The sequence below is a fragment of the Nicoliella sp. ESL1149 genome (assembly GCF_058107265.1).
Map to the genome: position 1 here is coordinate 1,057,895 of NZ_JBYLUE010000002.1, position 12,282 is coordinate 1,070,176.

Consider the following 12,282-nt stretch of genomic DNA (forward strand, 5'->3'; position numbering starts at 1 on the left):
TAAAGTATTATTGTTAAATCATTTGTGACATTGGACTATTGTCTATACCAATTTAAAATTTAAATCAAAACGATAGAAAAGGAAGATAAAAATATGTGTGGAATTGTTGGTGTAACTGGTAATACAGATGCAACTAAAATTTTAATTCATGGACTAGAAAAACTAGAATACCGTGGATATGATTCAGCTGGAATTTATGTAAATGATAATGATGGACATGATCATTTAGTTCGTCGAGTAGGAGCAATTTCTGAATTGAAGAAAGCAATCACTCCTGATGTTCAAGGAGTTGCTGGAATTGGTCATACCAGATGGGCTACTCATGGTGGAGTTACTCTTGAAAACTCCCATCCTCAATATTCTCAAGACAAGCGTTTCTACTTAGTTCACAATGGTGTGATTGAAAATTATCGTGAATTAAAAGCTGAATACCTTTCAGGGGTTACTTTTACTAGTCAAACTGATACTGAAGTTGTTGTTCAATTAGTTGATCATTTCGTTGTTAAAGAGGGTATGACAACTAAACAAGCCTTTCTTAAGACAATTTCTTTATTAAAGGATGGGGCTTCTTATGGTTTTGCATTAGTTGACCGTGAAGATCCAACTACGCTTTATGTTGCCAAGAACAAAAGCCCATTATTGGTTGGACTTGGTGATGGTTGTAACGTTGTTTGTTCTGATGCAGTTGCAATGTTAAACGTTACCCATAAATTCTTAGCATTAAAAGACGGTGAAGTGGTAACTGTTAAACCAGATTCTGTTAAAATTGAAGATCAACAAGGTAATGAAGTACAAAGAAAACCATTTACCATCAGTACAGATGCTTCCGCAGCCGATAAGGGAATTTATCCTTACTACATGATCAAGGAAATTAATGAACAACCTAATGTTTTAAGAAAACTTTCCGAAAAATACCTTAAGGCTAATAATCAAGGTGTGGATATTGATCCAAAATTAATTAAACAAATGCTTGATTCTGATCGAATTTACATCGTAGGGGCAGGAACTAGTTATCATGCTGGTTTAGTTGGAAAAGGAATTTTTGAAAAACTAGTTGGAATTCCTACTGATGTTGAAGTAGCTTCTGAATTTGCTTATGCTGATCCGATTTTATCAAAGAAGCCATTCTTTATTTTCTTGACTCAAAGTGGTGAAACTGCAGATAGTCGTGAAGTATTGGTAAACGTTAAGGAAAAGAACTTACCTGCCTTAACGATTACTAATGTCCCTAATTCCACATTATCACGTGAAGCTGACTTTACATTATTATTGGATGCTGGCCCTGAAATTTCCGTTGCTTCTACCAAGGCATATACAGCTCAAATCGCAATGGAAGCTATTTTAGCTAAGGCATTAGGTGAAGCTAAGGGCGATAAGAAGGCAAAAGAATTTGATTTAAGACAACAATTAGGGATTGCGGCTACTGGAATGCAAGCAATCATTGATGAAAAGGATGAAATTGATAAGTATTCTAAGAAATACTTTGTTAAATCGGTTAACGCCTTTTATATTGGTCGTGAATTAGATTACTATGTCTCTTTGGAAGCTGCTTTAAAGCTTAAGGAAATTTCATATATTCAAGCAGAAGGATTTGCTTCTGGTGAATTAAAGCATGGGACTATTGCTTTGATTGAAGATGGCACTCCTGTTGTCGGAATTATTACCCAAAAGAAGACAGCTGCATTGACTAGAAATAATCTTGAAGAAACGATGTCACGTGGTGCTAAAGCAATTACAATCGTTCGTGAAGGACTTGAAAAAGAGGGGGATGATTTCATTATCCCTGATATTGATGAATTATTGACACCTTTAGTTAGTGTTGTTCCTGCCCAATTAATGGCATATTACACTAGTTTGAATAAGGGATTGAACGTTGATCGTCCTCGTAACCTTGCTAAGAGTGTTACTGTTGAATAATTAATTCTAAAAATAAGCTGCAAAGGAATTTCTTTTTGTAGCTTATTTTTTTAGACTATTAATTTGAAAAAAGTTATAATTAAGAAGATGTAGTTTTTTGAAAGGAAAAGGGGGCATGACAATGAAATATACCAAAAAGAATAAGAATAATCGTAATCAAGCCCGTCGTGATGCTACCTGGGAAAAATACAAGGATCAACAAAATAAATTGAATGCAAATCGACGCGGTGTTAAATGGTAATAATTAAATGACCTAAATTAGAGGAATTAATTTAGGTTCTACATAAAACAATTGAAAATTAAATAAGGAGACTTTTTTGATATGAAACGTTTTTTATCAAAGATTGGATTAGTAGGTTTGACTGGTTCGGCGTTTTTGATCAGTACCATTTTTCTTACATATCGTGCTTCTGCAAGTACGCAAACTGATTTTATTCAAGAAGTTAAACCCACTGTGGAAAAAACAGCAAAGAAGTATAACTTATATGCTTCGTTAATGTTAGCTCAAGCTGCTCTAGAAAGTGACTTTGGTCAGAGCCAATTATCAACTCAAGGATACAATTATTTTGGGATTAAGGGAACGTATAATAATCAATCAATTACTTTGCCAACATCAGAATATGTAAACGGTAAAAAAGTAACAGTTGACGCTCAATTTAGAAAATACCCTAGCATTGCTGATTCATTCAATGATTATGCTCAACTTTTGAGGAATGGATTAGTGGGGAATAGTAGTTTTTATTCAGGATCATGGCGTGAAAATGCACATACGGTTTCAAATGCAGTGAATGCTTTAGTTGGAAAGTATGCAACTGATCCTGATTATGCAACTAGCATTATGCAGTTGATCAATACATATCATTTGAGTGATTTAGATAATGGGATTACTGTCGAAAGCAATAAGGTTGCTAATGATTCTGATAGTAGTAGTTCCAAGAGTAAGAGCAGTACATCAAATTTGAAGAGTAACTCTGTTGCCAATACTACTAAAAGTTCGAATGTCAGTTCTTCAGCTTCTGCTACTCCAAAAATTAAATTAGCTTATATTAAAAGTGGTAATGAACAAGAAGTAGCTTTGGCAAAAAGTTATCGCTCCCAAAAATTATATTCTAAGATTCCAGGAAGTACTGCTAAGGCAGTTAAGCCATTAAATTGGAGTGCTAAGACGATTAATTCTAAAAGGGTATTAATCGATATGTTTGCTCGCGATAAAACGAATAACGTCATTTGGTATCGAATTCATTCAGCTGGAAATAAATCCACAAAATATTGGGTAATGGCATCTGCATTAACGTTACCATCTTTTTATTATCAAACTCTTAATGGGAAATTAAATGCTAAACAAATTTCAAATTCTCAAGCATATACTCATATTTTATCCAAAAATCAAATTGCTGAACCATTGGCAAAGAGTTCTGCCGGGGCAACTAAGATTTATAAAGTTAATTTGTTAGCGATTGATAAAAACGATCCTAATAATAATTGGGTACGTTACACCAATGCTTCAGGTAAGAATTTATGGGTTCAATTAAATAAAAAACAAGCAATTCAGACTTTTCCAACTCAATTAAATAAAAAATTGAAACAAGATTATGCTAAGTATCAATTGTATACTCAAATTCCAAGTAGTAATACGGCAGAATCTGCAGTTGCATGGTCTTCTACTCAAGTAGCAACAATTAATCAGATTAAGGTAAAATCAATGGGAGTTCGCTTCTCCGACCGTAGTTTCTGGTATCAAATTGAGTTGAATAATCATAAATATTGGATTTCTGAGAAAGCACTACAGTAAAGCTTTATGTCATTGCTAATATTTGATATAATTACTGGTTGTAAGTTTAAAACCGATAATAAAATTTAGGAAGTATTAAAATGGCAGAAGAAAAATACAAAATTAAAGTTCAAAATGTAACTAAAGAGTATGATATGTTCAAGACTCGTTCTGATCAATTAAAGTCATTCTTTACGGGTTCTAAGAATATTCCTCATTTCTGGTCTTTAATGGGAATTTCGTTTACTGTTAAACCAGGAGAGACCCTTGGGATTATTGGTGTTAATGGTTCTGGGAAGTCAACAATTTCTAATATTATTTCTGGAATTATTCCCCAAACGACTGGTGAAGTTGATGTCCATGGTGATACCTCAATCGTTGCAATTGCAAATGGACTAAAGAAGAATTTAACTGGTCGTGAAAATATCCGTCTAAAATCCTTAATGCAAGGATTAACAAATGAACAAATCGATAAAATGATGGATGATATCATCGCATTTGCTGATATTGGTGATTTCGTTGATCAACCTGTTAAGAGTTATTCTAGTGGGATGAAATCACGATTAGGATTTTCAATTGCAGTCCATATTGATCCAGATATTTTAATCATTGATGAAGCTTTATCTGTTGGTGATGCTACGTTCTACCAAAAGTGTGTTGATAAAATTAGTGATTTTAAAAAACGTGGTAAAACAATCGTTTTCGTCAGTCATACTATGAAACAAGTGGAATTACTTTGTGATCGAGTTGCATGGATTAATTATGGTAAATTAAAGGCAATTGGCCCAACTAAAGAAATTTTGGCTGAATATGCTGATTTTATCAAGTGGTTTAAAGGACTTTCAAAGAAACAAAAGCATGCTTTCGAAATGAAGCAAAAGGAAATTAGAAAAAACTTTGATATTGATAAATATCAAAAAGAAGTTGCTGCAGACTACACTAAAGCTCATCCAGATACAAAGAACGTGAATAAAAAAATCCATCATTTATTTTATGGATCAGTTTTAAGTGAAAAAATGTCTGGAGTTAGTAAGTGTTTAACTGCTTTTGTCGGACTTCTAATCGTATTTACTTGTTTATTGAATGTTTCTGGTCACCACCTACACCATGTTTTAGCAAAACCTAGTAGTATTGTGAAACCGACTCATAAGTTAGTGGTTCCAGATAATAAATCTAAACATCATAAGCAAGTCTTTAAGTATAAGCCTAAGAAACATCATCACAAGAATAAGTAATCAGTGGGGAAGTGTTTTAATTGGCTTTAAAGAGTCATGAACGATTAACTTTAATTGAAGAAATTACCCGTCTTGATAATAGTAAATACTTGGAAATTAGTAATATGGTTCAAAATGGACGAGCAGAAATTGCGGCTCAAAAGGGTTTCATCAAGGAAGTTCGAATTATTCAATTGAATATTCCACATACTCCGTATGTTGAAAAGTATGAACATTATATTAATGAACATTACACAATGCCATCTGAAAATATGGATCATTTTGAAGAGTGGAAACGAACTCCTGAAATGGAAGCAGTTGTTCAAAAAATTTTAAATGAAAATCATATTGAATAAAAAAAGCGCTAACAGTTATAAACCGTTAGCGCTTTTTATTTTATGTGTCTGATATTCTCAGGATGGATTATGAAATATGTATATATTATAATAGCAAAAGAATTATCCTTATGCAAGCTAAAATATAAACTTTCTTTAAGAATAAAGGAGTGCAATAAAAATTAATATCTTATTAACAATAATTTTAATAATAATTTCAAATACTATTCTAGGAGAATTTAGTTTAAAAATCAAGTTTCCAGCTGTAATTGGCGAATTATTTTCAGGATTGATATTAGGTCCTGTTGGTTTGAATATAATTCACATGAATTCACAATTTAATTCTTTTTCTAATATTGGGGTTATTTTATTAATGTTTTTAGCTGGATTGAACAGTGATTTAAAATTACTCCGACGTTATTTAAAACCAAGTTTAATTGTTGCCATTTTTGGAATGCTAATGCCGATGATAATATTTTATTTGATTGGTATGCTTTATGGTTGGAAAACACCAGAAGCATTGTTTTTAGGGGTAATATTTGCGGCTACTTCAGTATCGATTTCCGTAGAGGTCCTTCGTGAAATGAAATCGTTGAATAGTGACGAGGGAGTTACGATTTTGGGAGCTGCTGTAGCAGATGATATTTTAACCGTTATTTTATTAAGTGTAATCATAACAGTAAGTGGCGCCCAATTAAAAGGTCAATTAACCAATAATTTAAATTTAGGAGTTATTATTGGATTACAAATTGGCTTTTTAGGATTGGTATTCATAATTGCTAAGTGGGGACTATCTTTTATGATTAAGTTAGTAAACCGTTTTAAATTCCCATATCGAATTTGTTTGTTAGCTTTAGCAGTGACATTGTTAGCATCAGAAGGGGCAGAATTAGTTGGGTTAAGTTCTATTACTGGTGCTTTTTTAGCTGGTTTGGCATTTAGTCGTTTTTCGGTCGCTACTAAGATTAATCAGGGAATTGGTGCATTAGGGTATTTAATTTTTATTCCTTTCTTCTTCACAAGTGTTGGACTTGCGATTCAACCGACAGGAATCTTAACCCAATTTAATTTATTTTTGTTACTAGTAGTTGCTGCTATTTTCACAAAATGGATTGGAGCAGGGTTTGGGGCTAAAATCACTCATTTTAATTTCATTTCGTCAACAACGATTGGTGCAGGAATGATATCGCGAGGTGAAGTAGCTTTAATTGTAGCTGAATTAGTCTATGGGAATCATTTACTAAATGCCGATCAATATTCCGCAATTGTCAGTGCAGTGGTTGTAACGACCATAATTTCCCCAATTTTACTACGATGGAGTATTAAAAAAGCGATTAACTAGTAATTATAGTTAATCGCTTTTCCTAAATTAAATTTTAACATTCCTTGTATCTCGAGAATGGATAGAGTGGTAAATCTTTCGTTGAACTAAATATTGATCATGTTGCATTGTAAAGAACAATGGTGATGACTCTTGAACGACATTACTAAACTCTAATCCATACCAACTAACTGGTGAACCAGTAATATTTTGTAAAAAGATTCTTCCAGAAATTAGTTGTTTGTCTAAAGTTGGAATTTCGGTATTTAAAGCTAAATCAGAAGGTTTTTCATTAATAATGATGAATTTAAAATCTCCAACGGTTCGATTCTTAATCGTTGAATATTTTTGAACTTGTTTATCAATTATTCCTTGTTCGATCAAGTGGTTAACGATTTGATGTAAGTAGGTACTAACGGAAAGTTGTTTCTTAAACCCTAAGTACAACTGAACATCAACGACGTTCTTGGTGTTAACCATATCAACTGTATAAGTACTTTCGTATGGTGAGTTTGATTCGTTTACAGTTACGAACCAATAAACTCTTGCTCGTTTAGGTTCCTTATCCAAGATTGAATACATGGTACTTCGTTTGATTTGATAATCAGACTTGATTCGAGTCATATATACCAAGTTAGAAGTGTACATTGGAACAGTATCATCGTGACTTAATTCATCTAATTGATTTCTAAAATCAAGCAATGAAACATATTCACTTTCTCGTTCATAATGATCACGGCGTTTATTACCAAAGTACCAAACGATCATAACACCTAAAATTGCCATCATTAGTAAGAAGGTAATGTACCCACCGTGAACGAATTTAACCAAGCTAGCTAATAAGAAGATCGTTTCGATCGTTCCAAAGAAGATGGCAATTGTAAGAGCAAAAACTCGTTTCATCTTGGTAGATAAATATTCAAACAAAAGCATTGTTGTCATCAACATGGTGACCGTAATTGCTAAACCATAAGCACCTTCCATTTTGTGAGAACTTCTGAAGTAGAAGACAACAAAGAAGGTCATTGCACATAGGATCCAGTTGACAGTTGAAATATAAATCTGACTTCGCACATTACTAGGATGTTTAACAATGAATCGAGGAACGAATTTTAATCCCATTGCTTCATCCACTAATGTGAACGATCCAGTAATTAACGCTTGAGAAGCAATAATTGCAGCTAAGGTAGCCAAAAGAATGGCAAGGGGTCGGATATTACTTGATAACATGGAATAGAATGGATTAATTCCAGTTGAATGAGCAAAAATAGGATTATTAATGTTTTTAATCACCCATGCTCCTTGGCCAAGATAATTTAAAATCAATGCAGTGTAAACTAATGGCCATGTCATGTAGATATTCTTTTTTCCAACATGTCCCATATCAGAATAAAGGGCTTCAGCACCAGTTGTTGCTAAGAATACACTTCCTAAAATGAAGATTCCAGCCTTATTGGTCGGACTTAATAAAACTTGGAAAGCGTATGTTGGTGATAACGCTTTTAAAACCAATGGATATTGAAGCAAATTAATGATTCCGGCAACAGCTAAGAAGCCGAACCATAACGTCATAACGGGTCCGAATGCTTGACCAATAAAACCAGTTCCGAATCGTTGAATCAAGAATAATGCGATTAACACACACGAAGTGATGATTAACACATCACTTTGCGAGTTGCTAAAATGAATTGAACCAATTGTTTGGTTTTTTAAACCTTCAATGGCTGAAGTAACAGTAACGGCTGGGGTCAAAGAACCATCAGCTAATAATGCTGCCCCACCAATTAAGGCTGGCCATACTAGCCATTTTCCGCGCTTTCGGACCAATGCATACAGGGCGAAGATTCCACCTTCGTGATTGTTATCAGCCTGCATGGTGATTAAAACGTACTTAATAGTAGTAATAATCATTAAAGTCCAAAAAATCAATGAAATTGAACCAATTATGTAATCAGGGGTAACGTCTTTCATTGTTCCTTGATCACCAATAATGGCATTCATTACATACAATGGAGAAGTTCCAATATCTCCATAAACAATTCCCAGGGCGATTAACATCCCGGCAAAGGTTATTTTGTTAAGCTTAGCTTTCATTTTTAAGCCTCCATAAATAAAAACAAATCTACTCTAGTTTACCATAATTAAAGCAGAATTGAGTGTATCACAACTAGTTCATTCATGGTAAAGTAGAGTAGTTTAAAAAATACGATTATGTTAAAGGTTTAATATGAAAAGATTATCACTAAATCAAATATAATGAAAGAGGAAATTATTTTGTCTAAGATATTTAAATTAATTTGGCAAGATCGACTATTAATGATTTCATTGGCTGTCTTAATAATTGTAAGTTGTTTTGTTATGCCAACGTTCCAAAGTATTGATTGGTCTACAATCGAAGCCTTAGCAACTTTAATGTTGGGGGTTGAATTAATGAATCATTTTCACCTTTTAGCTTGGGTCAGCCAAAGATTATTGCAAATTGTAAATAATACTCGGCAGGTAATTCAATTAATGGTGGGATTAGCCTTTTTTGCATCAATGATCCTTACGAATGATGTTTCGATCATTACGTTAGTTCCAATTTATTTAACAATGGCGAAAAGTCAGCATTTATCAGTTTGTTTGCCAGTAACATTAATTACGATTGCGGCTAATTTAGGAAGTTCTGCCATGCCATTTGGGAATCCGCAAAACTTATTTTTAGTTAATTATTATGACTATAGTTTTTTTAAAGTGGTTGTGATAATGGGTCCGGCAATGTTAATTGGTTTAGCAATTTTAGAATTGGTAACTTATTTTATTCCTAAAAAAAGTCTTCAAGCAAGTCAACTTACAAATGATCAAATTAAGTTGAACGTAAAACCTGTTTTATTGGTTTCAGGATTAATGATTTTAACTTTTTTAGCCATTTTTAAAATCATTCCGTTGATTTTAATGTTTATTATTATGCTTATCGCGGCAATGTTATTACATCGACAATCAATGGTTCATATTGATTATGGTTTGTTAGCAACTTTTATTTGTTTTTTCTTGATCGTCGGGGAATTAGGCCAAATGGATTGGGTCAACCAATTATTAAAAATAACGATGAATACTCATTGGCAACAATATGGGATGGGGGTCCTAGTAAGCCAATTTATTAGTAACGTCCCAGCAGCGGTGTTATTAGCTCATTTTACTAATAATGGAATCGCAATGCTAATGGGGACAAATGTTGGAGGATTAGGAACATTAGTCGCTTCATTAGCCAATCTATTAGCCTTTAAAGTTTTGATTCGGCATCGCCCAGAATTGATGAAACGGTTTTTAGGAACCTTCACGTTCTGGAATTGCAGCCTATTGTTAATCATGGTCGTTATTGGGGGCTTACTAATTCTTTGATTATTAAATGAATTGTGTGATAATATTGATAGAAACATTTACAAAGAGAGGTAACTAATATGTATGATGAACTAAAAGGAAAAGTTGCCGTAATTACTGGTGGCTCTAAGGGAATTGGAAAAGCAATTGCTAAGCGACTGGCTCAAGAACATATGTCAGTTGTTTTTAATTATAATTCTGATCGAAAGGGTGCTGAAGACGCCGCTAAGTTGATTCGTGACAATGGTGGACAAGCTGTTTCGCTTCAAGCTGACGTTTCCAAAGAAGAAGATGTGCACGCTTTATTAAAAGCTGCTCTCGATAATTTTGGTAAATTAGATCTTTGGATTAATAATGCTGGAATGGAAAAACAAGTTCCAACCCATGAATTAAGTTTAGAAAACTGGAACAAGGTCATTAATGTTAACTTAACTGGAACTTTCTTAGGTTCTCGTGAAGCTTTGAAGTACTTTATGGACAACAAAGTTCAAGGAAACATTATTAATATGTCTTCTGTCCATGACCAGATTCCATGGCCTACGTTTGCTGATTATGCCGCTTCTAAGGGTGGTACTAAGATGTTCACTGAAACGATTGCTTCAGAATATGCTAAATATGGAATTCGAGTTAATGGAATTGCTCCAGGTGCAATTAACACCCCAATCAATGCCAAGAAATTCGATGATCCTCAAGAATTAGCTGATACAACTGAAATGATTCCAATGAAAAAAATTGGAGATCCTGAAGATGTTGCAGCCGCAGCTGCGTGGTTAGCTTCCAATCAGTCTAAGTATGTCACTGGAGACACCCTTTATGTTGATGGTGGAATGACGCTCTATGCAGAATTTTCCGGTGGTAAGGGTTAGAAATTTAAAAATTAAATAAATTGAAATTATGGAGAGTCGAAACCGATTTTTGATTTCGACTCTTTTACTTTTTGGAAAGAAGGATAGAAATGATTAAAAATTATTGTTTTGATTTTGATTCGACATTGATCGATTCAAGTCAGGTAAATGTTTTATCAACTCAAGCTGCATATCGTAGAATGAATTGGCCAATTCCAGATGCTAAAACGGCAGAAAGTTACATTGGATTACCAATTGAAGTGTCATTTCCTAAAATGGCACCTAAGAATGCAACTCAACAAGAAATGATGAAATTGTACCAAATCTTTGAAGAAGAATATCATAAAATCGAAGAAGGAAATCTAAAGTTATTTAATGGCATTCCTGATGTTTTAAAGACGTTAAGTGATGAAGGAAAGAAATTGTTCGTTGTCTCTAGTAATCGAACGGATGTGATTGAGAAAAACCTTAAGGCGTTAGGAGTGATGAAATACTTTCAGGAAGTTGTTGGTTTTGATAAGATCAAGCATGCTAAACCAGCTCCTGATGGGGTCATTAAAGTTTTAAATGATTACGATTTAAAGGCTGATGAAACAATTATGATCGGGGATGCAACATTTGATTTGAAGATGGGTAAAAACGCCCATGTTCATACAGCAGGAGTTACTTGGGGAGCGCATCAAGTTGAGTCCTTAAAAGCTGTTCATCCGGATTACTTATTTAATAAGGTTCCTCAATTATTAACAATTAAATAATTAAAACCACCGTTCTGTAAAAAGAACGGTTTTTATTTGGTATTAAACATTTGAACTACAAGCGTAAACGATGTATGATAATAATTGTTAATTAACAAAGGGGCTTTTAAAATGAAAAATAACGTGACGGAACCAATTTCTCACTCGGAATGGGAAGTAATGCGAATTGTTTGGACATTAAAAAGTTGTACAAGTAGTCAGGTGATTAAAGTTCTTGACGCGAAACAAGATTGGAAACCTTCAACTGTTAAAACTTTACTTTCACGTTTAATTCAAAAGAATTTTATTAAAACCGACAAAGTGGGACGCGGTTTTATTTATAAGCCGAATATTATGGAATTGGAAGCTGTTAACAAAGCGGGTGAAGCCTTGTTCTCTGATATCTGTGCGAAAGATGTTGGGAAAGAATTGAGTAACATCATTGATAAATTTCCAATTACTAAAACGGACACGCAGAAGTTGATCGATCAGCTTCAAGCTAAGCTAGAATCTGAACCTGATGAAATCGATTGTTGTTGTTTAGGGGATACTAATTTAAAGATGGACTGTTAGGAGTTGAAAAACTTGGAAAAACCAACCTGTAGTCATATGGATGAAAATGGTAAATGCCATTGTGGGATGCCAGCGATGACTCCTAGTGAAAAGAGTGCAATGGTTGATAAAAGTAAATGTTGTGTTGATGGAAAATGTGCGATGAAGGGGGATAATTAAATGGACATGAAAAATATGAATCATGATGATATGAAAAACATGAATAATAAAGA

The 12,282-nt window shown here is 33.7% G+C and carries 11 protein-coding genes; 10 read left to right on the plus strand and 1 reads right to left on the minus strand.

From position 1 onward, the window contains the following. Window positions 1-93: 93 nt before the first annotated feature. The 5 genes from glmS to AC3B6G_RS05130 all read left to right on the plus strand — a co-directional run bounded on the left by glmS (window position 94) and on the right by AC3B6G_RS05130 (window position 6,579). On the plus strand, window positions 94-1,917 hold the full coding sequence (gene glmS, locus AC3B6G_RS05110) for a glutamine--fructose-6-phosphate transaminase (isomerizing) (RefSeq protein ID WP_489849325.1): 1,824 nt from the start codon (window positions 94-96) through the stop codon (window positions 1,915-1,917). A gap of 322 nt (window positions 1,918-2,239) precedes the next feature. Then, window positions 2,240-3,709: a glycoside hydrolase family 73 protein gene (locus AC3B6G_RS05115; RefSeq protein WP_489849326.1), complete on the plus strand. Its 1,470-nt coding sequence runs from the start codon at window positions 2,240-2,242 to the stop codon at window positions 3,707-3,709. Window positions 3,710-3,789: 80 nt separating this feature from the next. After that, on the plus strand, window positions 3,790-4,923 hold the full coding sequence (locus AC3B6G_RS05120) for an ABC transporter ATP-binding protein (RefSeq protein WP_489849327.1): 1,134 nt from the start codon (window positions 3,790-3,792) through the stop codon (window positions 4,921-4,923). A gap of 20 nt (window positions 4,924-4,943) precedes the next feature. Beyond that, window positions 4,944-5,258, plus strand: a complete 315-nt coding sequence (locus AC3B6G_RS05125) for a hypothetical protein (protein WP_489849328.1) — start codon at window positions 4,944-4,946, stop codon at window positions 5,256-5,258. Window positions 5,259-5,463: 205 nt separating this feature from the next. Further along, window positions 5,464-6,579, plus strand: a complete 1,116-nt coding sequence (locus tag AC3B6G_RS05130; RefSeq protein ID WP_489849575.1) for a cation:proton antiporter — start codon at window positions 5,464-5,466, stop codon at window positions 6,577-6,579. Between the two features lie 27 nt (window positions 6,580-6,606). Here the strand turns inward: AC3B6G_RS05130 and AC3B6G_RS05135 are convergent, their stop codons facing one another. After that, complete coding sequence (locus AC3B6G_RS05135; RefSeq protein ID WP_489849329.1) at window positions 6,607-8,652, minus strand: KUP/HAK/KT family potassium transporter; 2,046 nt, start codon at window positions 8,650-8,652, stop codon at window positions 6,607-6,609. A 180-nt stretch (window positions 8,653-8,832) separates the two neighbouring features. Between AC3B6G_RS05135 and AC3B6G_RS05140 the strand changes: the two genes are divergently transcribed. The 5 genes from AC3B6G_RS05140 (at window position 8,833) to AC3B6G_RS05160 (ending at window position 12,229) form a co-directional block, all read left to right on the plus strand. Next, on the plus strand, window positions 8,833-9,939 hold the full coding sequence (locus tag AC3B6G_RS05140) for an SLC13 family permease (RefSeq protein ID WP_489849330.1): 1,107 nt from the start codon (window positions 8,833-8,835) through the stop codon (window positions 9,937-9,939). A gap of 59 nt (window positions 9,940-9,998) precedes the next feature. Next, complete coding sequence (locus AC3B6G_RS05145; protein ID WP_489849331.1) at window positions 9,999-10,784, plus strand: glucose-1-dehydrogenase; 786 nt, start codon at window positions 9,999-10,001, stop codon at window positions 10,782-10,784. A gap of 89 nt (window positions 10,785-10,873) precedes the next feature. Beyond that, window positions 10,874-11,518: an HAD family hydrolase gene (locus AC3B6G_RS05150; RefSeq protein ID WP_489849332.1), complete on the plus strand. Its 645-nt coding sequence runs from the start codon at window positions 10,874-10,876 to the stop codon at window positions 11,516-11,518. A gap of 111 nt (window positions 11,519-11,629) precedes the next feature. Beyond that, entirely contained in the window at window positions 11,630-12,070 is a 441-nt protein-coding gene (locus AC3B6G_RS05155) for a CopY/TcrY family copper transport repressor (protein WP_489849333.1), read from the plus strand. Window positions 12,071-12,082: 12 nt separating this feature from the next. Continuing rightward, a complete protein-coding gene (locus AC3B6G_RS05160) occupies window positions 12,083-12,229 on the plus strand; it encodes a hypothetical protein (protein WP_489849334.1) in 147 nt (48 codons plus the stop codon). Window positions 12,230-12,282 lie beyond the last annotated feature (53 nt).